Raw genomic sequence first — 21,035 nt, forward strand, 5'->3', positions numbered from 1 at the left:
TCCGGCATGCCTGAGGTACGCGCGCCGCGCGGCACGGCGTACACCGCGAACGGTTGGTCCCAGGAGGCCGCCAAGCGGATGCTGATGAACAACCTCGACCCGGACGTGGCCGAGCGCCCGGACGACCTCGTCGTCTACGGCGGCACCGGCCGGGCCGCCCGCGACTGGCCGTCGTTCCACGCGATCGTCCGCGAGCTCGACGAGCTGAAGGGCGACGAGACGCTGCTGGTGCAGTCCGGCCGCCCGGTCGGCGTGTTCCGCACCCACGAGTGGGCGCCGCGCGTGCTGATCGCCAACTCCAACCTGGTCGGCGACTGGGCGACCTGGCCGGAGTTCCGCCGCCTGGAGAAGCTCGGCCTCACCATGTACGGCCAGATGACCGCCGGCTCGTGGATCTACATCGGCACCCAGGGCATTCTGCAGGGCACGTACGAGACGTTCGCCGCGGTGGCGGCCAAGCGCTTCGGCGGCGACCTCGCCGGCACGCTGACGCTGACCGGCGGCTGCGGCGGCATGGGCGGCGCCCAGCCGCTCGCGGTGACCATGAACGGCGGCGTCTGCCTGATCGTGGACGTCGACGAGTCGCGGCTGCGCCGCCGGGTGAAGGACCGCTACCTGGACACCGTGGCGAAGGACCTGGACGACGCCGTCGCGCAGGCGCTCGCCGCGAAGGCCGAGCGCCGCGCCGTGTCGATCGGCGTGGTCGGCAACGCGGCCGAGATCTTCCCCGAGCTGCTGCGCCGCGGCGTGGCCATCGACATCGTGACCGACCAGACCAGCGCCCACGACCCGCTCAGCTACGTCCCGATCGGGGTCGAGCTCGCCGATGCCGACGAGTACGCCCGGACCAAGCCCGAGGAGTTCACCGACCGGGCCCGGGACAGCATGGCCAAGCACGTCGAGGCCATGGTCGGCTTCCTCGACGGCGGCGCCGAGGTGTTCGACTACGGCAACTCGATCCGCGGCGAGGCCCAGCTCGGGGGCTACGACCGGGCGTTCGCGTTCCCCGGCTTCGTGCCGGCGTACATCCGGCCGCTGTTCGCCGAGGGCAAGGGCCCGTTCCGCTGGGCCGCGCTCTCCGGCGACCCGGCCGACATCGCCGCCACCGACCGGGCCGTGCTCGACCTGTTCCCCGAGAACGAGCCGCTGGCCCGGTGGATCACGATGGCCGGCGAGCGGGTCGCGTTCCAGGGCCTGCCCGCGCGGATCTGCTGGCTCGGCTACGGCGAGCGCGACAAGGCCGGCGTGCGGTTCAACGACATGGTGAAGCGCGGCGAGCTGTCGGCCCCGATCGTGATCGGCCGCGACCACCTGGACGCCGGGTCGGTGGCGTCGCCGTACCGGGAGACCGAGGCGATGCTCGACGGCTCGGACGCCATCGCCGACTGGCCGCTGCTGAACGCCCTGGTCAACACCGCCAGTGGGGCGAGCTGGGTCTCCATCCACCACGGCGGCGGCGTCGGCATCGGCCGCTCCATCCACGCCGGGCAGGTCTGCGTCGCCGACGGCACCGACCTCGCCGGGCAGAAGATCGAGCGGGTGCTCACCAACGACCCGGGGATGGGCGTCATCCGGCACGTCGACGCCGGCTACGAGTCGGCCGCCGCCGCCGGCGTCCACATCCCCATGAAGCGATGAGCGTCGCGCAGTTCGCCGCCCTCTGGGCGGAGATCGCGCCGATCGGCCGGGCCGAGAGTGGCGGCTACCTGCGATACGCCCTCACCGAACCGGAGCTGGCCCTGCGGGACTGGTTCCGGGCGCACGCCGCCGCGCGTGATCTGGAGGTCACCGAGGACGGCAACGGCAACCTGTTCGCCTGGTGGGGCGAGCCATGGGGCTCCGGCGCCGTGCTGACCGGCTCGCACTTCGACTCGGTGCCGCACGGCGGCGGCTACGACGGGCCGCTCGGCATCGTCAGCGCGTTCCTGGCCGTCGACCGGCTCCGCGCCGACGGGTACGCCCCGGGCCGGCCGTTGGGCATCGCCGCGTTCGTCGAGGAGGAGGGCGGCCGGTTCGGGCTGCCCTGCCTCGGCTCGCGGCTGCTGACCGGCGCGGTCGACCCGGAGAAGGCCGCTGCGCTGACCGACCGCGACGGGGTGAGCTTCGGCGAGGCGCTGGGCGCGACCCCGTCCGGCGCCCGCCCGGACCTCGTGGGCCGGGTGTCGGCGCTGGTGGAGCTGCACATCGAGCAGGGCCGGGCGCTGGACGTGCCGGTCGGGGTGGCGAGCGCCATCTGGCCGCACGGCCGCTGGCGGTTCGACTTCACCGGCCGCGGCGACCACGCCGGCACCACCCTGATGGCCGACCGGCGCGACCCGATGCTGACGTTCGCCTACACCGTGCTGGCCGCCAACAAGGAGGCCCGGCTGTCCGGGGCGCACGCCACGATGGCCCGGGTGCAGGTCGAGCCCAACGCCACCAACGCCATCCCGGCGCGAGTGCGCGGCTGGCTGGACGCCCGGGCCGCGGAGGAGTCCACCCTGGACGGTGTGGTCGACGCGATCGTCAAGCGCGCCCACGACCGGGCCGGCCGCGACGGCACCGAGGTCGGCGTGACGGCCGAGTCGGTGACCGCACAGGTCGCGTTCGACACGGCGCTGGCGGAACGAATCGCCGGCCTGCTCGGCGGCGCGCCGATCCTGCCGACCGGGGCCGGGCACGACGCGGGGGTCTTCTCGGCGCACGTGCCGACCGCGATGCTGTTCGTGCGCAACCCGACCGGGGTGTCCCACTCCCCCGCCGAGCACGCACCGGACGAGGACTGCGCGGCGGGCGTCGAGGCTCTCGCGAAGGTTCTCGAGGCGCTGACATGAGGTACTTCGCGGACCTGGCGTGGATGGGCGGACGGGTCGAGCGCGACGTCGCCGTCGAGGTCGCCGACGGACGGCTCACCGCCGTCACGCCCGGCGCCGCCCCGGGCGGCACGCGCCTGCCCGGCCTCGTGCTGCCCGGGCTCGCCAACGCCCACTCCCACGCGTTCCACCGGGCGCTGCGCGGGCGTACGCACGGCGATCGGGGCAGTTTCTGGACGTGGCGCGAGCGGATGTACGAGGTGGCCGGGCGACTGGACCCGGACAGCTACTACGCACTCGCCCGGGCGGTATACGGCGAGATGGCCCTCGCCGGCATCACGTGCGTGGGCGAGTTCCACTACCTGCACCACGCCCCGGACGGCAAGCCCTACGCGGACCCGAACGCGATGGGCCACGCGGTGGTGCGGGCGGCGCGGGACGCGGGCATCCGGATCACCCTGCTCGACACGCTGTATCTCACGTCCACGGTGGACGGTAAGGCGCTCGAGGGCGTCCAGCGCCGCTTCGGCGACGGCGACCTCGACGGCTGGTCCGCCCGGACCGCCTGGCTGCGCGACGGCGACGGGGTGCGGATCGGTGCGGCGCTGCATTCCGTACGGGCCGTGCCGGTGCGCTTCCTCGACGGCCTCGCCGGCCGGGCACCGCTGCACGTGCACCTCTCCGAGCAGCGCGCCGAGAACGAGCAGTGCCGCGCGGTGCACGGCTGCTCCCCGACGGAGTTGCTGCACCGGCACGGCGTCCTCGGTCCGGGCACCACCGCGGTGCACGCGACGCATCTCAGCGACGGCGACATCAAACTGCTCGGCGGCACCGGCACCGGGGTGTGCCTCTGCCCCACCACCGAGCGGGACCTCGCGGACGGCATCGGGCCCGGCCGGGCGCTGGCCGACGCGGGATCGCCGCTGAGCCTGGGCAGCGACAGCCACGCCGTCATCGACGTGTTCGAGGAGGCCCGCGGCGTGGAGCTGGACGAGCGGCTGGCCACCGAACGCCGGGGCCACTTCGCGGCGGGCGAGCTGCTCGCCGCCGCCACCGCGCACTCCGCGCTCGGCTGGGACGACGCCGGGGAGATCGCGGTGGGCAAACGGGCCGACCTGATCGCGGTCACGCTCGATTCGGTACGCACCGCCGGCGTCGACCCCTCCGGGGTGGTCTTCGCCGCCACCAACGCCGATGTCACCCACGTCGTCGCGGACGGGCGGATGATCGTGGACGAGGGCCGGCACACCGGCTTCGACGTGCCGGCGGCCCTGCGGGAGGCACTCTCATGAGTCTCGTGGTCACCAACATCGGCGAGCTGTTCACCGGCGACGACGAGCTGGGCACGCTGCACCACGCGGCCTTCGTCGTGGACGGCGGTCGCGTCGCGTGGGTCGGAGCGGCCGCGCAGGCCCCGGCGGCCGACGAGCGGCTCGACGCGGACGGACGGGCGGTGCTGCCGGGCTTCGTCGACAGCCACGCGCATCTGGTCTTCGCCGGGGACCGCGCCGCCGAGTTCGCCGCGCGGATGAACGGCGAGCCGTACACCGGCGGCGGCATCCGGACGACGGTCGCCGCAACCCGGGCGGCCTCCGACGACGACCTGGGCGCGGCAGCCCGGCGGCTCGTCGCCGAGATGCGGCGGCAGGGCACGACCACCGTGGAGGTCAAGAGCGGCTACGGCCTCACGGTCGCCGACGAGGTCCGCGCCCTGCGCATCGCCCGCGACCTCACCGACGAGACCACGTTCCTCGGCGCGCACGTCGTCCCGGCCGAGTACGCCGACCGGCCCGACGACTACGTCGACCTCGTCGCCGGCCCGATGCTGGACGCCGTCGCGCCGTACGCCCGGTGGGTGGACGTGTTCTGCGAGCGCGGCGCGTTCGACGGCGAGCAGACCAGGCAGATCCTCACCGCCGGGCTGAAGGCAGGGCTGGGCGTGCGCGTCCACGCCAACCAGCTCACCGCCGGTCCGGGCGTGCGGCTCGCCGTGGAGCTGGGCGCCGCCAGCGCCGACCACTGCACGCATCTGAGCGACGCGGACGTGGACGCGCTCGCCGGGTCGTCGACCGTGGCGACGCTGCTGCCGGGCGCCGAGTTCTCGACGCGGTCGCCGTACCCGGATGCGCGGAGGCTGCTCGACGCCGGCGTGACCGTCGCCCTCGCGACCGACTGCAACCCCGGTTCGTCGTACACATCATCCATGCCGTTCTGCATCGCCCTCGCCGTCCGCGAGATGCGCATGACGCCGGCGGAGGCCGTCCGGGCCGCGACCGTGGGCGGCGCCCGGGCGCTGCGCCGCGACGACATCGGAGTGCTGCGCCCCGGCGCCCGCGCCGACGCGGTCGTCCTCGACGCCCCCTCCCATCTGCACCTGGCCTACCGGCCCGGAGTTCCCCTGATCAGCACAGTTCTGCACGACGGAGTGCCCCAATGAGAGTCATCGTCCAGCCCACCGGCATCACCCCCGCCGACGTTCTCGCCGTCGCCCGGCGCGACGCGAAGGTCGAGCTCTCCGAGGCCGCGGTCGCGGCCATGGAACGCAGCCGCGCCATCGTCGACGGCATCGAGGCCTCCGGCCGCCCCGTGTACGGCGTCAGCACCGGTTTCGGCGCCCTGGCGAACACGTCCATCGAGCCGGAACGCCGGGCCGAGCTCCAGCACGCGCTGATCCGCTCGCACGCGGCCGGCGTGGGCGCCCCGATGCCGCGCGAGGTGGTCCGCGCGATGATGCTGCTGCGGGTGCGCTCGCTCGCGCTGGGCCTGTCCGGCGTCCGCCCGAAGCTCGCCCAGGGCCTCGTCGACCTGCTCAACAACGACATCACGCCGTGGGTGCCCGAGCACGGCTCGCTGGGTGCCTCCGGCGACCTGGCGCCGCTCGCCCACTGCGCCCTCGTGCTGCTGGGCGAGGGATGGGTGCTGGGCAAGGACGGCGCCCGCATCGACGCCGCGCAGGCCCTGCACGCCGCCCACCTCGAGCCGCTCGACCTGGCCGCCAAGGAGGGCCTGGCGCTGATCAACGGCACCGACGGCATGCTCGGCATGCTGCTGCTGGCGATCGACGACGCCGAGCATCTGTTCGCGATGGCCGACGTGACGGCCGCGCTGGCGATCGAGGCCATGCTCGGCTCGGAGCGGCCGTTCCTGCCGGAGCTGCACTCGATCCGCCCGCATCCGGGCCAGGCCGCGTCCGCCGCGAACATTTCCAAGCTGCTGCAGAATTCGGCCATCATGGACTCGCATCGTGACGACCTCGCGCATGCGGTGCAAGATGCGTACTCGATGCGCTGCGCCCCGCAGGTGGCCGGCGCCGCCCGGGACACGCTGGAGTTCGTCCGCACCACGGCCGCACGGGAGTTGCGCTCGGTGGTGGACAACCCGGTCGTGCTCACCGACGGCCGGGTGGAGTCGACCGGCAACTTCCACGGCGCGCCGCTGGGCTTCGCGGCGGACTTCCTCGCCATCGCCGCGGCCGAGGTGGGCGCGATCGCGGAACGCCGCGTGGACCGGCTGCTCGACGTGGCCCGCTCCCGCGACCTGCCGCCGTTCCTCTCCCCCGATGCCGGCGTCAACTCGGGCCTGATGATCGCGCAGTACACGGCGGCCGGGATCGTCGCGGAGAACCGCCGGCTGGCGAGCCCCGCGTCGGTGGACTCGCTGCCCACCAGCGGCATGCAGGAGGACCACGTCTCGATGGGCTGGGCGGCGACGAAGAAGCTGCGCACGGTCCTGGACAACCTCACCAGCGTGCTGGCGGTCGAGCTGATCTCGGGCGTACGCGGAATTCAGCTCCGCGCGCCGCTGGCCCCGTCACCGGCGGGCCGGGCCGCGGTCGCGGCAATATCGGCCTTCGCGGGCGAGCCGGGCCCCGACATCTACCTCGCCCCGGTGATGGAACAGGCGCGCGCCGTCATCGCGGATCGGGCGCTGCGAACGGAAATCGAGACCGAAATCGGTACCCTCCACTGAGGACGTCACATATTTCTTCACAGTGATCGATCGAGGACATAGCGGGGATCCGCGGCCCCATCGACTGATATCAATCAGCACGGAGGATGGCCGCGGACCCCCCGCCGCCGCCTCCGCGATGGGAGGTAGCAGACCATGAGAATGCTCACCCGCGCCGCGGCCGCCCTGGTGCTCGCCGCGTTGACCGCCGTCGGAGTCGGCGGCACACCCGCCGCCGCCGCTCCCGCACCGCAGCCCGCCCCGGTCGCCTCGACGGCCGTGCTCATCCCGTACGGAGAGGGCTCGGCTGTGGTGGAACAGCAGCGCAAGTCCATCGCCGCCCGGCACAACATGGCCGCCCAGGCCATCCTCTGCTGGCACAACGTGGCCATCTACGCCAACGCCAACGGCCGCTGGGTCTCCATGGAGAAGGGCTACAGCGGGGGCGACAACGGCATGCTCCGCGCCCGCGCGACGGTCGTCGGCCCGTGGGAGCGTTACGTGGTGTGCCGCGACAACGTCACCGGATACACCTACTGGGCCTCCCAGGACACCGGCCGCGTGGTGTCGACGGAGCTCGGCTACAGCGCCGGCGACTACGGCATGCTCCGCGCCCGCGCCACGATCGTCGGGCCCTGGGAGCAGTACTACACCACCTTCGGACCGGGGAACTGGTTCTCGATGTACGCCTACGGCAACGCCCGGTGGGTCTCCACCGAGATCGGTTACAGCGCCGGCGACAACGGCATGCTCCGCGCCCGCGCCACGGTGATCGGACCGTGGGAGTTGTACTACTGGTGATCGGCCGACTGCCGGGGTCCGGGCCACCGCCCTGACCCCGGCACCCGGCTGACCTGCGGCGCGACCGGAATGCACGGGTTCGCTCCGATCACGATCGGCCCTGAAAGCGCTGGGCTGATCCGACGAGCCTCCGGGAGAGGGTCGGCAACCTGAACCCGGAGGCGTCGCCGCACCTCCGGTCCTCGATCATGGACGCATGATGGTGCTCGTACCTGGAGATCCGCTACGACCGCGCCGGCCCGACGAACATTTCGCGGCCGAGGCCGCGGCGGCCCGTGGGGCCGCACTCGAGGTGGCCGTCATCGACCATGACGCATTCGTCCGCGGCGGCGACCACGCCGCTGCCGTCGCGCGGGTTCCAGCCGGTCGTGATGCGGTCTATCGGGGATGGATGTTGCGCACGGAAGAGTACGCGGCACTGGCCACGGCCCTGGCGGCCCGCGATGTGGTGTTGCGGACGAGCGCCGAGCAGTATCGGCGGGGACATGAGCTTCCCGGTTGGTACGCGACGGTCCAGGCCGCCACCCCCGAGACGGTGTGGACACAGGGCGCCGAGCGGAGCGACTTCGACCGGGCGTGCGCCGTCCTGAGGTCCGGTCCGGCGGTGCTGCGCGACTACACCAAGTCCATGAAGCATCACTGGCACGAGGCCGCGTTCATCCACGACGTCGCCGACTCCGACACTGCCTGGCGGGTGGCGAGCCGGTTCCAGCAACTCCGCGCCGACGACTTCACCGGCGGATTCGTGCTCCGCCGCTTCGAGTCCTTCACCGGCGCGGAGGCCCGCACGTGGTGGATCGGCGGCGTCTGCTGGCTGGTCACGGCACACCCGGACACCCCCGGCGAGCAGCCCCCGGCCGACCTCGATCCGACGGCCGTCGCACCACTGATCGCAGAGCTGGGACTGCCGTTCGTGACCGCGGACCTGGTGCGGCACACCGACGGCCGATGGCGTCTCGTCGAGATCGGCGACGGGCAGGTCAGCGACCGTCCGGCCACCACCCCCGCCGACGCCCTCATCACCGCACTCCACACCGCCGCCGGCTGATCCATCGGCCACACAGCTAGCGGGGCAGCTCCTTGGCGATCACCTTGGCGAGCTCGCGGAAGGCCTTGCCTCGGTGGCTGATGGCGTCCTTCTCCGCCGGGGACAGCTCCGCGTTGGTGCGCTGCTGGCCGTCGCCGAGGAAGACCGGGTCGTAGCCGAAGCCACCGGTGCCGCGGCGGGAGCGCAGGATGTGACCGCTCTGGCGGCCCTCGACGAGGTGCTCGCGGCCGTTGGGTAGGACCAGGGCCGCCGCGCAGACGAAGGCGCCGCCGCGGTGCTCGTCGGGGACGTCGCTGATCTGGGCCAGGACGAGGTCGAGGTTGGCCTGGTCGTCGCCGTGGCCGCCGGACCAGCGGGCGCTGAAGACGCCCGGCATGCCGTTGAGCGCGTCGATCGCCAGGCCGGAGTCGTCGGCAACCGTGGGCAGGCCGGTGCGCGAGGCGCCCTCGCGGGCCTTGATCAGGGCGTTCTCGCCGAAGGTCAGGCCGGTCTCGGGAACGTCCGGGTAGTCCGGGAAGTCGCCGAGGCCGACCAGCTCGATGCCGCCCGCGCCGAGCGCGACGTCGAGGATGCGCTGCAGCTCGACGAGCTTCTTCTTGTTGGCCGTGGCCAGCAGCAGGCGGGCGGTCACGACGCGAGGGCCTTCTGCTGGGCGGCGGCGAGCTCCGCGCAGCCGAGGACGCCGAGGTCGAGCAGGGCATCGAGCTGGTCGCGGCGGAACACGTTGGCCTCGCCGGTGCCCTGGACCTCGACGAAGTCGCCGTTGCCGGTGCAGACCACGTTCATGTCGACGTCGGCGGCGACGTCCTCCGTGTACATGAGGTCGAGACGGGGTTCGCCGGCGATGATGCCGACGCTGACCGCCTGGATGGAGCGGTGCACGACCGCGGCCGGCTTGCCGGCCAGCGACTTACGGTCGGCGAGCCAGGTGACGGCGTCGTGGAGCGCGACATACGCCCCGGTGATGGCCGCCGTCCGGGTGCCGCCGTCGGCCTGCAGCACGTCGCAGTCGAGGACGATGGAATTCTCCCCGAGCGCCTTGAGGTCGATGCAGGCCCGCAGGCTGCGCCCGATCAGCCGGGAGATCTCCTGGGTCCGGCCGCCGACCTTGCCCTTGACGCTCTCACGGTCACCGCGGGTGTTGGTGGCGCGCGGCAGCATCGCGTATTCGGCGGTGACCCAGCCGAGCCCGGAGCCCTTGCGCCAGCGCGGGACGCCCTCGGTCACGCTGGCCGTGCAGAGCACCCGGGTGTCGCCGAACTCGACGAGCACCGATCCCTCGGGATGGATGCTCCACCGGCGGGTGAGGGTCACGGGACGGAGTTGATCCGGCGCTCGGCCGTCGGGGCGTGCCATGGCAAAGAGCCTAGGCGGACCGTGACCTCTGCGCGCCGCCGGGTGCCGGGCCTGTGGACAACGTGCGCGTCAGAGCCGGGCGTGTGGACAACGTGCCCGTCGGAGCCGGGCGTGTGGACAACGCGCCCGTCAGAGCCCGGCCTGTGGACAACGCGCCCGTCAGAGTCCATCGCCCGAGGCGCCGATCGGCACCGCGGGTCGCAGCGTCCGTGCGCTCTGCCGGGCGAGCACCGGCCGCGGCGCGGGCCGGGCCCCGTGCGCCCGTAGGAAACCGTCGACGGCCTGCGGCCATCCGAAGAGCTCGGCCCGGGAGCGTGCGGCGGCGCGGCGTTCCGGCTCGGGACGTTCCATCAGATTGCGCACGCCCGCAGCGAATTCCTCCGGCGTGCCCGGCACGGCCATTCCGGCCTCGCCCACGACCTCGGGCAGCGCGCTGCCTTCGTTGACCACCACCGGCGTGCCGCACGCCAGGGCCTCCAGGGCGGCGAGCCCGAACGTCTCCACCGGCCCGGGTGCGAGGGCGATATCCGCGCTGGCAAGAAGTGCGGCGACGTCGTCACGGTCGGTGATGTGCCCCGCGAAGCGCACGGGCAGTCGCGCCGCACGGTAGGCCAGCGCGGCCCGTCGCGATCCGTCGCCGGCCATCACCAGCACGGCGGGAACCTTGGCGGCGCGCAGCGCGGCGATGGTGTCCACCGCGAGCTCGGGGCGCTTGTCCGCGGAGAGCCGGCTGCAGTAGACCACCAGCAGTTCGTCGGGCCGGGCGTAGCGCTCGCGCAGGACCGCGTCGCGGCGGCTCGGGCGGAACTGGTGCAGATTGACCCCGAGCGGAATCTCCACCAGGTTGGGCACGCCGAGGCGGCGGAACTCCGCGGCGGCGAAGGCGGTGGTGCAGACGATCTGGTCGAACGACTCCGCCGTACGCCGGTTGAGCCGGTCGGCGAGCGAGTCGCGGTGTGGCATGCCCCAGACGCCCAGCAGCCCTGCCAGGCTCTCGTGGGACACCATCATCGACCCGACCCCGCGCTCGCGCGCCCACGTGCCGGTCCAGCGCAGGGTGGCGCGGTCGGACACCTCGAGGCGGTCCGGGGCCAGTTCGTCGAGCAGGCGGGCCAGCCGGCGGCGCCCCGCCAGGACCCGGTAGCCGCCCGTCCGCGGCAGGTGATGGCCCGGCAGCGTGATGACGCGACCCTGGTCGGTCATCTCGTCGGAGTGCGCGCGGCCCGGCATGATCAGAATCGGCTCATGTCCCGCCCGCCGGTAGCCCTCGCCGAGGTGGCGCAGGGCCGTCCGCAAGCCGCCGGGGCGAGGTGAGACGAAGTTCGCCAGTCGGACGATGCGCAGCCCGCGCCCGCCCACTGATCCACCGGTCATGCAGGGCACTCCAAGGTCACAATCGAATCGATGGTGCGCTGGTGCCGTCCCCTCGGCTCAGAGATCGTAGCGGGCGCCGGGTCGGACCACCTCCACCGGACCCGCGTACGCGGCGCACGCCGCCTCCACAGTAGAGGCTTCGGAAGCCCAGGCGGGAACCAGATGGGTCAGGAGCAGACGGGCCACGTCGGCCTTGGTGGCGGCCTCCCCGGCCTCCCCGCCGGTCAGATGCAGGTCGGGCGGGTTGGCCATGCCGTCGAGGTAACTTGCCTCACAGAGGAACAGATCGGCGCCCTGCGCCAGGCGCAGCAACGGCTCGCAGGGGGCAGTGTCCGACGAGTAGGCGAGGACGCGGCCGTTGTGCTCCACCCGTACGCCATAGGTCTCGATCGGATGGTTGACCCGGTCGGCGGTGACGGTGAAAGGGCCGATCGGGAACGTGCCGGGTTGCAGGGCATAGAAGGTGTAGACGTCATCGACGGGCTCGTTCTCGGCGCTGTAGGCCGCGGAGATGCGCTCGGCGGCGCCCATCGGCGCGTAGACCGGCAGCGGGGGCAGCGGCCCGCCGGGAGCGTAGCGGCGGACCACCACGTACGTGCAGGCGTCGAGCATGTGATCGCAGTGCAGGTGAGTCAGCAGGATCGCGTCGACGGCGTCGATGCTCGCGTAGCGCTGCAGCGCGGACAGTGAGCCGGAGCCGAAGTCGATCAGCAGCCGGAAGCCGTCGGCCTCCACGAGGTAGGCGGAACAGGCCGACTCGGGGCCGGGGAAACTGCCGGCACAGCCGAGAACGGTCAGTCGCATGCGGGTCCCTCTGGTTCACACTCGGTCGTCCACTTCTTTGCCGACTGACCACCGGCAAATATTGCAGACCAGTCAATCACGCTGCGCAGCCTACGCCGGGACCAGCGCGTCACGTAAACGTCTGATCGATTTGTCGCTAAATCGACAACGTATGTCACACCGGGCGTGAGCTGGGTCATTTTCGGTCGCGTTACGCCTCGTGAGTCTTATCCGTTGCACACCGTGAAGGGGACAGACGGGGCAAATGCAAAGGGGCGAAAAGTGACGACGACGGACGTGGACCACACCACCGCGACACCCGAGGCGACGGCGCCGGAGGTCGTGCCTTTCGGATGGGAACCCGCCCGCCCTGCCGCTCCGCTGCCCGCCGGCGACGAGGCCCTGTTCCGCTTCCCGGCCGCCGACGACCCCGCCCCGGGCACCCGCCGCCTGCTGGGCATGTCCATCTACGCGTCGCTGCTGGGCCTGGCCGGCGTGGGCGTCGGCGTACGCGGGCTGCTGTCGCAGATCGGCGGCGGGGTGCCCGGCTGGTACACGTGGGTCCTGGCCTTCCTGGGCATGGTGAGCGTGGCGCTGGCGGTGGGCGCGTTCCTGTCGATCCACCGGCGGATGCTGCCGTGGATCCTGCTGATCGCGGCGGCGGTGCCGCTGATCGCGGACATCATGCTCGCGGTGGCCTACTAGTCCGGCCCCGCCCCCGACGGCCTCAGGCCGGCCCTGGGGGTCTCACTCCGAGCGCGGCGCGGTCTCCGCCCCGGTGCGGCGGCCTACATCGACCCGGCGACCGCATCGACCCGGCCTCCCCGCACCAGCCCCGGCCTCCCGCCTCGACCGGGCGGCCCGCCTCGACCCGCCTCCCGCACCAGCCCGGAGCGGCTTTCCCGGCGCGGTGGCCCGAGGCCGAGCTCGGCGGTTCTCAGGCCCAGCGCCGCCGAGCTCGGTGATTCTCAGGCCCAGAGCTGGCCTTCGAGGGCGTCCTCCGCGTCGGAGAGGGTGCCGCCGTACGCGCCGGTCGAGAGGTATTTCCAGCCCGCGTCGGCGACCACGAAGGCCACGTCCGCCCGCCGGCCGTCCCTGACCGCCTCGTGGGCCACCGCGAGCGCCGCGTGCAGGATGGCGCCGCTGGAGAAGCCCGCGAAGATGCCCTCGACCTCGACGAGCTGGCGGGTACGCAGGACCGCGTCCCGGGTGCCGACCGAGAAGCGCCGGGTCAGCACCGTGGCGTCGTAGAGCTCGGGCACGTAGCCCTCGTCGATGTTGCGCAGGCCGTACACCAGCTCGCCGTAGCGGGGTTCCGCCGCGATGATCTGGATGCCGTCGACCTTCTCCCGCAGGTAGCGGCCCGTGCCCATGAGCGTGCCCGTGGTGCCCAGGCCCGCGACGAAGTGCGTGATCGTCGGCAGGTCGTGCAGCAGCTCCGGGCCGGTCGTCTCGTAGTGGGCGCGGGCGTTCGCGGCGTTGCCGTACTGGAAGAGCATCACCCAGTCCGGGTGCTCCGTCGCGATCTGCTTGGCGACGGCGACCGCCTGGTTGGAGCCGCCCGCCGCGGGAGAGAAAATGATCTCCGCGCCGTACATGCGCAGGAGCTGGACGCGCTCCGCCGACACGTTCTCGGGCATCACGCAGACCAGTCGGTAGCCGCGCGTCTTGGCGACCATGGCCAGCGAGATGCCGGTGTTGCCGCTGGTGGGCTCCAGGATCGTGTCGCCGGGGCGGAGGCGACCGGACTCCTCCGCCTCGCGCACCATGAACAGCGCCGGCCGGTCCTTGATGCTGCCGGTCGGGTTGCGGTCCTCGAGCTTCGCCCAGAGCCGCACCGGCGGCGCCCCCTCGGGCACCGTCGGTGCGAGCCGGGGCAGGCCGACGAGCGGCGTGCCCCCACAGGCGTCCAGAAGGCTCTCGTAGCGAGCCATGGCGGTTACCTACCGAGCAGGGCGGCGGCTGCGACGAAGCCGAGCGCACCGCCGGCCACCGCCGGCAGGATCGTCACGGAGTCGCCGTCGCTGACCTGGGCGTCCAGCGCGCCGAGGAAGCGGACGTCCTCGTCGTTGACGTAGATGTTGACGAAGCGGTGCAGGCCGCCCTCGGGGGTGATGAGCCGCCCCTTGATGCCGGAGTGCTTGGCGTCCAGGTCGTCGATCAGCCGGGACAGGGTGTCACCGGAGCCCTCGACGACCTTCGAGCCGCCGGTGTAGGTGCGCAGAATGGTCGGAACGCGAACTTCGATAGCCATGGCAGTGATGCTCCTAGCAAGAAAGAGGATGTCGAGAGACGTTCAGGGCAGGTCGGGAGTCGTCGCTCAGCGACACTCGTAATAAACCGACGCAGGGCTCTGCCCGAACATGTACGACTGGACGGCGAGACCGTCCGCACTCTTCCTCACGCGTCCACCGTCGCATCCACGATGTTGACCTTTTCCTCGGTCACCACACCGTCCACGATACGGAACGAGCGGATCTCCTCGGAATCCGTTTCACGGGTCGAGACGAGCAGGTAGTGGGCACCCGGCTCACCGGCGAACGAGATGTCCGTGCGGGACGGATATGCCTCGGTCGCGGTGTGCGAGTGGTAGATGACGACCGGTTCCTCGTCGTTGTCGTCCATCTCGCGCCACACCCGCAACTGCTCCATCGAGTCGAACTCGTAGAACGTCATCGAACGCGCCGCGTTGTCCATGGCGATGAGCCGCGTCGGCAGGTCGCTGCCGATCGGGCCGGCGACCACGCCGCAGGCCTCGTCGGGGTGGTCCCGGCGGGCGTGGGCGACGATCGCTTCGATGATCGCGCTGTCGATGGTCAGCACGCCGTTCACATTACCGCGACGCGCGCGAGACGTGAGCGTGGCAGTGGTCACGCGCTACGCCTACTCGATCTCCGGAGAGCGTTGAGCAGCGGCTCCTGGAGCGCGTGACGTGAGCGTGGCAGTGGTCACGCGCTACGCCTGCTCGATCTCCGGGAGGGCGTTGAGCAGCGACTCCTGGAGATAGCCCAGGTACGCGTACACGGAAAGCTGGAAGACCCGGCTGGACCCGGGATCGTGGATCACGGCCTCGTCGAGCTCCTCGCCGAGGTCGGTGTCGGACTGGATGTCGAGCCGGGTCGCCATGGCCAGCCGGGCGTCGTTGATGGCGCGCAGCCAGGCCTCGGCCTCCTCGCCGTCCAGGCGCACCTCGCCGGGGCCGTCGTCCGGCAGCGCCGCCAGGATCGCACCCGCCTGGTCGATCTTGCCCGTCTTGAGGTCCCCCTCGGTATAGAGGCGAAACTCGGCGGAGTCGTCGGGACGGTCGGGGTAGATGTCGGGGAAGAGCCGCGAGACGACGGGATCGGTGTGGTCGAAACCGTCCATCAGCAGGCCGACCACCTCGCCGGCCACCTTGCGCAGCACCCGCACCTCATCCACGGCGAAGGTGGCCACACACTGGTTGCCGTTGCGCCGGAACATCAGCCGATCACCCGCCTAGCATCGATCCCAAGCGCGAACGTCACGCGCGGTCCACCGTCGCCCACAGACCGTATCCATGAAGCTGGGAGGCGTCCATCTCCATGCGCTCCCGCGCGCCGCTCGACACGACCGCCTTGCCCTTGTTGTGGACGTCCATCATGAGCTTCTCGGCCTTCTCGTGGCTGTAGCCGAAGAGCTTCTGGAACACCCAGGTCACGTACGACATCAGATTGACCGGATCGTCCCAGACGATGGTCACCCACGGCCGGTCATCAGCCGGCACCTCCTCGATCTGCGGCGTCTCGACGGGAGCGACCTGAGGCAACGCCATGCCCCCCATCGTGCCACGCCGCCCGGGGAACGGGTCCAGCCGCCGAGGGATGACGCGGCCCGGATCTCGTGTTCCGCCCCCGCCGGGCCGGACCGCGGCAGCGACCGGTAGGGGGTGGGAAGCAGCAGGTCCAGGGCCCGACGGCGCGGAAATCGCCCGGCGCGGACGACGATCGCCCGGCACGGAAGGGCAGGCACCCGAGCGCCCGCGGGCAACCAGGCCGGCCACGGGCAACCAGGCCGGTTACGCGGCCCGGTGCAGGTGCCCGGGCCCGCCCCGCCAGGCACGGCCCGGGCACGTCGCGCCGGCACCGCCGAACCGTAAACGGCCGGAACGCCTCGGGACAGATGTCGGATTACTCACCGTTTTACCCGCACATACTCATTCCGGGCACGGGACCCTGGGGGGCCGCGAAGATGATGGATCTCGATATGCTGAGCCCGTGGAGCACTGGGAATTCGTCGGTCGCGCCGACGAGTTGGCCCGCCTCCGCAGCGTCGCGACCAGCGAGTCCGAGCGGGGCCTGATCCTCAGTGGGGTTGCCGGCATCGGGAAGAGCCGGTTGCTGCGCGAGGCGGTCACCGGCCTTCCGACGGACAAGTGGGCGGTGTTCTCCGCCTCGGCCACCATCGCGAGTTCCGGACTGCCCTTCGGTGGTCTCGCCCAGATCCTGCCGCCGGACCCGCCCGCCGGCCTCTCCCCCGCCGGGCTGCTGCGGTGGGCCGCCGAGGCCCTGCACACCGCCGCCGGTGACTGCCCGATCGTGCTCGCCGTCGACGACGCCCACCTGCTCGATCCGCCCTCGGCGGCGCTGGCGCACCTGCTCGTCCGCGAGGGCGCGACGCTGCTCGCCACCCTGCGGACCTCCGAGCCGGTCCCGCCGCCGATCTCCGCACTGTGGACCGAGGGTCTCGTCGGCCACGCCGAGCTGGCACCGCTGCACACCGACGAGTCCCAGGCGCTGCTCACCGCCCTGACCGGCGGCCCGGTCGAGGCGGGGTCCGCACAACGGCTCGGCCGGCTGGGTGGCGGCAATCCGCTGCTGCTGCGCGAGCTGGTCATGGCCGCGGTCCGCGGCGGGGAGCTGCTCCCGGCGTACGGTTTCTGGCGCTGGACCGGCCGCCTCATGCTGGCGCCGAGCCTGGCAGAGCTGGTCGACGCCCGGGTCGGCAGCCTGACGGCCGGGGTCCGCGACGTCCTGGAGCTCACCTCCTTCGGCGAGCCGATCGGCCTGCCGCTGCTGCTGCGCGCCGCCGACCCGGCCGACGTCGAGGCCGCCGAGGAGCGCGGGCTGATCCGGGTGACCCGCGACGAACGCCGGCGCGACGTGAGCCTGGCGCACCCGCTCTACGGCGAGGTCGTGCGCCGCCGGTGCCCGGTCACCCGCGCCCGGCGGCTGTTGGCCACCCTCGCCGACCTGGTGGAAGCCGTCGGTGCCCGGCGCCGCGACGATCTGCTGCGGGTCGCGGTCTGGCGGCTCGACTCCGGCACGGCCCAGAACGGCGCGCTGCTGCTCGACGCGGCGTCCCAGGCCTTCGCCCGCTTCGACATCGGCCTGGCCTGCCGCCTGGCGTCCGCCGCCCACGACGCCACCACCCATAGCCCCGCCACCCACGACGCCACCACCCACAGCCCCGCCACCCACGAAACCGCCACCCACAGCCCCGCCACCCGCAAAACCGCCACGTACAGCCCCGCCACCCACGAAACCGCCACCCACAGCCCCGCCACCCGCGAGACCGCCACCATCCACAAGCGCGCGATCCACAAGCCCGGCGCCCGCGGACCAGGCCCGGCCGTCGAGCTGCTGGCCACGGCGCTGCTCTTCGCGGACGAGCCCGAGGAAGCCCTGGCGGTCCTGGACGCGTCGCCGGAGGACGGCGCCCGGTGGGCCACCGCCCGCGCGACGGTGGAGTTCTTCGGCCTGGGCAGGCCCGAGGCCGCCGACGCGCTCGCCGCCGCCCGGCACGCCGACCCGGCCGACGCGGCGCGCATCACCGCCGTCGAGTCCTTCATCCGCCTCCAGTGCGACCAGGCTTCCCGGGCCCGGGAGCTCGCGGTCGGCGTCCTCGGCAACCCGGCGGCGAGCGATTCCGCCCGCGGGCTGGCGCGGTGCGTACTCGCCTTCCTGGCGGCGCTCGCCGGCGACCCCGACGGCGCGTGCGAGCTGCTCACGACCGCCGGTGCCGACAGCGCGGCCTGGCGGCGGGACATCCCGGCCCTGCAGTACGCGCTGCAGATGTGCGAGGGCACGCTGGCGAGCGTCTCGCTGGACCTGCCGGCGATCGACCGGATCGTCACCGCGGAGTTCGCCACCCTCGCCCAGATCGGCGGCTTCGGCTTCGGTTCGGGCTGGGTGTCGCTGCTGGAGTGCCGGGCCGCATGGCTGGCGGGCCGCACCGACGAGGCGCTGCGGGCGGTGGAGCAGGCCTGTGCCGCGCTCGCCATGACCCGCGTCTACGACGGCTGCGCCCACTTCGCCCGGGCCCTCATCGCGGCGCAACGCGGCGATCACGCCCTGGCCCGGTCGTCGCTGGAGATTGCGGACTCGGGGGCCGGCCACGCCACCGGCCTCTACTACGCCTGGCGGCAGCAGGCCCGAGCCTGGACCCACGCCTGCGCGGGAGATCCGGCGACGGCCGTACGCCTGCTGCTCGACGTCGCCGCCCGCCTACGCACGGCGGGTTTCCGCGCGGTGGAGTTGCTGGTGCTCTACGACCTCGTCCGGCTGGGCAGCCCCGAGCTCGCCGCCGCCCGGATGGCCGAGCTGGCCGCGTCCGTCGGCGGGCGGGCGACCCCGCTGCTGGTGCGCCACGCGTGCGCCGGCACGGAGGGCGAGGCGCACCTCGCGGTGGCCCGGGAGTTCTCCGTACTCGGCTATCAGGTGTTCGCGGCTGAGGCGGCCGCCCGCGCGGTTCAGATCTTCCGCACCGATCGGGATCCGCGGGCACTGGGCGCCAGCACCCTGCTCGCCGATCTGCTGGCCCGCTGCGAGACCCTCCGGACCCCCGCCCTGCTGGCGGTCCAGCCGGCGCTGACCGTCCGTGAACGCCAGGTCGCGGAGCTGGCCGCGGGTGGGGTCCGCAGCCGCGAAATCGCCGACCGGCTCTTCCTGTCGCCACGCACCGTGGAGAACCACCTACAGCGCGTCTACACCAAGCTCGGAGTGAGCGGCCGCAACGAGCTGGCGCCCGCACTGCGATTGCTGCCGCAATAGGGTAGGGGCGTGACTGCCGCATTCTCTCCCGCGTTGCTGACCGATCAGTACGAGCTGACCATGGTGAGTGCGGCCCTCAGGGACGGGACGGCGCATCGCCGCAGCGTCTTCGAGGTGTTCGCCCGCAGACTGCCCAGCGGGCGCCGCTACGGCGTGGCCGCCGGCCAGGGACGGCTGATGGAGCTGGTCCGCGACTTCCGCTTCACCGACGAGGACGTGACCTTCCTGCGGAAGGCGGGCATCGTCGACGAGGCCACGGCATCCTGGCTCGCGGACTATCGGTTCACGGGCGACATCGACGGGTACGCCGAGGGCGAGCTCTTCTTCCCCGGCTCCCCGATCCTCACCGTGTCCGGCGGGTTCGCGGAGTGCGTGGTGCTGGAGACGCTGATCCTGTCGGTGCTCAACCACGACTGCGCCATCGCCTCGGCGGCCGCCCGGATGGTCACCGCCGCGCGAGGCCGGCCGATCATCGAGATGGGCTCCCGGCGTACGCACGAAGAGGCCGCCGTGGCCGCGGCCCGCGCGGCCTACCTCGCGGGTTTTGCCTCCACGTCGAATCTCGCGGCGGGCGGGCGCTACGGCATTCCGACCACGGGTACGTCCGCGCACGCCTTCACCCTGCTCCACGACGACGAACCGGCCGCGTTCGCCTCGCAGGTGGCGGCGCTGGGCAAGAACACGACGCTGCTGGTGGACACGTACGACATCGCGCAGGGCATCCGCAACGCCATCGCGGTGGCAGGCCCGGACCTGCGGGCGATCCGCATCGACTCGGGCGACCTGTCGGTCCTGGCCCAGCACTCCCGCGAACTGCTCGACACCCTCGGGGCCACCGAAACGAAGATCATCGTCTCGGGCGACATGGACGAGTACGCGATCGCGACCCTGGCCGCGGAGCCGGTCGACATGTACGGCGCGGGCACGGCGGTGGTCACCGGCTCCGGGGCACCCACGGCCGGGCTGGTCTACAAGCTGGTCGAGGTGGAGGGCCGGGCGGTGGTGAAGCGCTCGGAGAACAAGGCGACGGTCGGCGGCCGCAAGACGGCGATCCGCCGCCACAAGCCCACCGGCACGGCCACCGAGGAGATCGTCGTCTCCCAGGGCGTGCCCGATCACCAGCCGAACGACCGGCTGCTGCAGCGCTCCTTCGTGGTCGGCGGCGAGGTGGCCGAGGCGTCGACGCTGGCGGAGTCGCGCGAGCATCTGCGGCAGTGCCTGATCTCGATCCCGTGGGAGGGGCTCAAGCTCTCGGCCGGAGACCCGGCCGTCCCCGTCACGGTCGTCCCCACCACCTGACCGGCCGAAGCATCCCGGAGGAACCATGCCTCGCGCTCTGATCATCGTCGACGTCCAGAACGACTTCTGCGAGGGCGGCTCGCTGGCCGTCCAGGGCGGCGCCGGCGTGGCAGCCGCCATCTCCTCGGCGCTCGCCGGCGCCGAGGGCCGCTGGGACCACGTGGTGGCGACGAAGGACTACCACGTCGACCCGGGTGCGCACTTCAGCTCGCACCCCGACTTCGTGGACTCGTGGCCGGTGCACTGCGTGGTGGGCACGCCCGGCTCGGAGTTCCATCCGGCGTTGGCCACGGACCGGGTGGAGGCGGTCTTCCACAAGGGCGAGCGCGCGGCGGCGTACTCCGGCTTCGAGGGCCACACCGACACCGGCGAGGGCCTGGCGGAGTGGCTGCAGGACCGCGACGTGACCGAGGTCGACGTGGTGGGCATCGCGACCGACCACTGCGTGCGGGCGACGGCGCTGGACGCCAAGGAGGCGGGCTTCGGCACCACGGTGCTGCTGGACCTGACGGCCGGCGTCGCACCGGCGACCACGGCGGCGGCGCTGGCGCAGTTCGAGGAGGCCGCGGTGAGGACGTCGGGCGACCCGATCGTCATCACCGCACCCTGAGCCCGGCCCGCCCG

19 protein-coding genes and 1 pseudogene are annotated in these 21,035 nt (G+C 72.5%); 11 read left to right on the forward strand and 9 right to left on the reverse strand.

The window, feature by feature from the left end; genetic code table 11:
* The first annotated feature begins 6 nt into the window (after positions 1–6).
* From hutU to EDD30_RS13260, 7 genes are all read left to right on the forward strand, one after another.
* Positions 7–1,638, forward strand: a complete 1,632-nt coding sequence (hutU, locus tag EDD30_RS13230; RefSeq protein ID WP_071808549.1) for a urocanate hydratase — start codon at positions 7–9, stop codon at positions 1,636–1,638.
* Positions 1,635–2,813, forward strand: coding sequence for an allantoate amidohydrolase (locus EDD30_RS13235; protein ID WP_071808527.1), 1,179 nt, complete (start codon positions 1,635–1,637; stop codon positions 2,811–2,813). The genes hutU and EDD30_RS13235 overlap by 4 nt, the downstream gene beginning before the upstream one ends.
* Positions 2,810–4,084, forward strand: a complete 1,275-nt coding sequence (locus EDD30_RS13240) for a formimidoylglutamate deiminase (protein WP_071808528.1) — start codon at positions 2,810–2,812, stop codon at positions 4,082–4,084. Before EDD30_RS13235 ends, EDD30_RS13240 begins: the two co-directional genes overlap by 4 nt.
* Entirely contained in the window at positions 4,081–5,229 is a 1,149-nt protein-coding gene (hutI, locus tag EDD30_RS13245) for an imidazolonepropionase (RefSeq protein ID WP_071808529.1), read from the forward strand. Before EDD30_RS13240 ends, hutI begins: the two co-directional genes overlap by 4 nt.
* On the forward strand, positions 5,226–6,761 hold the full coding sequence (gene hutH / locus EDD30_RS13250; RefSeq protein ID WP_071808530.1) for a histidine ammonia-lyase: 1,536 nt from the start codon (positions 5,226–5,228) through the stop codon (positions 6,759–6,761). Before hutI ends, hutH begins: the two co-directional genes overlap by 4 nt.
* A 135-nt stretch (positions 6,762–6,896) precedes the next feature.
* Positions 6,897–7,541, forward strand: a complete 645-nt coding sequence (locus EDD30_RS13255; protein ID WP_143162960.1) for a fascin domain-containing protein — start codon at positions 6,897–6,899, stop codon at positions 7,539–7,541.
* Positions 7,542–7,737: 196 nt separating this feature from the next.
* On the forward strand, positions 7,738–8,589 hold the full coding sequence (locus tag EDD30_RS13260) for an ATP-grasp domain-containing protein (protein WP_071808532.1): 852 nt from the start codon (positions 7,738–7,740) through the stop codon (positions 8,587–8,589).
* Between the two features lie 16 nt (positions 8,590–8,605).
* On the opposite strand, the gene rdgB is transcribed toward EDD30_RS13260, so the two are convergent.
* From rdgB to EDD30_RS13280, 4 genes are all read right to left on the reverse strand, one after another.
* On the reverse strand, positions 8,606–9,220 hold the full coding sequence (gene rdgB, locus EDD30_RS13265) for an RdgB/HAM1 family non-canonical purine NTP pyrophosphatase (RefSeq protein WP_071808533.1): 615 nt from the start codon (positions 9,218–9,220) through the stop codon (positions 8,606–8,608).
* Positions 9,217–9,945 (reverse strand): ribonuclease PH, encoded by a 729-nt coding sequence (rph, locus tag EDD30_RS13270; RefSeq protein WP_071808534.1) that lies wholly within the window; start codon positions 9,943–9,945, stop codon positions 9,217–9,219. Before rph ends, rdgB begins: the two co-directional genes overlap by 4 nt.
* Before the next feature lie 159 nt (positions 9,946–10,104).
* The gene (locus EDD30_RS13275; protein WP_084557242.1) at positions 10,105–11,319 is read right to left on the reverse strand and encodes a glycosyltransferase; all 1,215 of its coding nucleotides are present in this window, start codon (positions 11,317–11,319) and stop codon (positions 10,105–10,107) included.
* 57 nt (positions 11,320–11,376) lie between these two features.
* Positions 11,377–12,123: an MBL fold metallo-hydrolase gene (locus EDD30_RS13280; protein WP_071808535.1), complete on the reverse strand. Its 747-nt coding sequence runs from the start codon at positions 12,121–12,123 to the stop codon at positions 11,377–11,379.
* Between the two features lie 261 nt (positions 12,124–12,384).
* On the opposite strand from EDD30_RS13280, the gene EDD30_RS13285 reads away from it, so the two are divergent.
* Positions 12,385–12,807: a hypothetical protein gene (locus tag EDD30_RS13285; RefSeq protein ID WP_143162961.1), complete on the forward strand. Its 423-nt coding sequence runs from the start codon at positions 12,385–12,387 to the stop codon at positions 12,805–12,807.
* Positions 12,808–13,070: 263 nt separating this feature from the next.
* Here the strand turns inward: EDD30_RS13285 and EDD30_RS13290 are convergent, their stop codons facing one another.
* From EDD30_RS13290 to clpS, 5 genes and pseudogenes are all read right to left on the reverse strand, one after another.
* Positions 13,071–14,036, reverse strand: a complete 966-nt coding sequence (locus EDD30_RS13290) for a PLP-dependent cysteine synthase family protein (RefSeq protein ID WP_071808537.1) — start codon at positions 14,034–14,036, stop codon at positions 13,071–13,073.
* 5 nt (positions 14,037–14,041) lie between these two features.
* Positions 14,042–14,356, reverse strand: a complete 315-nt coding sequence (locus tag EDD30_RS13295; RefSeq protein ID WP_071808538.1) for a MoaD/ThiS family protein — start codon at positions 14,354–14,356, stop codon at positions 14,042–14,044.
* A 66-nt stretch (positions 14,357–14,422) separates the two neighbouring features.
* Positions 14,423–14,925 (reverse strand): annotated as a pseudogene (locus tag EDD30_RS13300) (M67 family metallopeptidase).
* Positions 14,926–15,057: 132 nt separating this feature from the next.
* Complete coding sequence (locus tag EDD30_RS13305) at positions 15,058–15,564, reverse strand: DUF2017 domain-containing protein (RefSeq protein ID WP_071808539.1); 507 nt, start codon at positions 15,562–15,564, stop codon at positions 15,058–15,060.
* Positions 15,565–15,604: 40 nt separating this feature from the next.
* Complete coding sequence (gene clpS, locus EDD30_RS13310; RefSeq protein ID WP_071808540.1) at positions 15,605–15,895, reverse strand: ATP-dependent Clp protease adapter ClpS; 291 nt, start codon at positions 15,893–15,895, stop codon at positions 15,605–15,607.
* A gap of 442 nt (positions 15,896–16,337) precedes the next feature.
* On the opposite strand from clpS, the gene EDD30_RS40600 reads away from it, so the two are divergent.
* The 3 genes from EDD30_RS40600 to EDD30_RS13335 are packed head-to-tail and all read left to right on the forward strand — an operon-like array spanning position 16,338 to position 21,021.
* Positions 16,338–19,112, forward strand: a complete 2,775-nt coding sequence (locus EDD30_RS40600; RefSeq protein ID WP_244945235.1) for a helix-turn-helix transcriptional regulator — start codon at positions 16,338–16,340, stop codon at positions 19,110–19,112.
* 9 nt (positions 19,113–19,121) lie between these two features.
* Positions 19,122–20,411: a nicotinate phosphoribosyltransferase gene (locus EDD30_RS13330; RefSeq protein WP_280526146.1), complete on the forward strand. Its 1,290-nt coding sequence runs from the start codon at positions 19,122–19,124 to the stop codon at positions 20,409–20,411.
* A 25-nt stretch (positions 20,412–20,436) separates the two neighbouring features.
* Complete coding sequence (locus EDD30_RS13335; RefSeq protein WP_071808541.1) at positions 20,437–21,021, forward strand: isochorismatase family protein; 585 nt, start codon at positions 20,437–20,439, stop codon at positions 21,019–21,021.
* Positions 21,022–21,035 lie beyond the last annotated feature (14 nt).

This window comes from Couchioplanes caeruleus (genome assembly GCF_003751945.1).
GTDB classification, from domain to species: Bacteria; Actinomycetota; Actinomycetes; order Mycobacteriales; family Micromonosporaceae; genus Actinoplanes; species Actinoplanes caeruleus.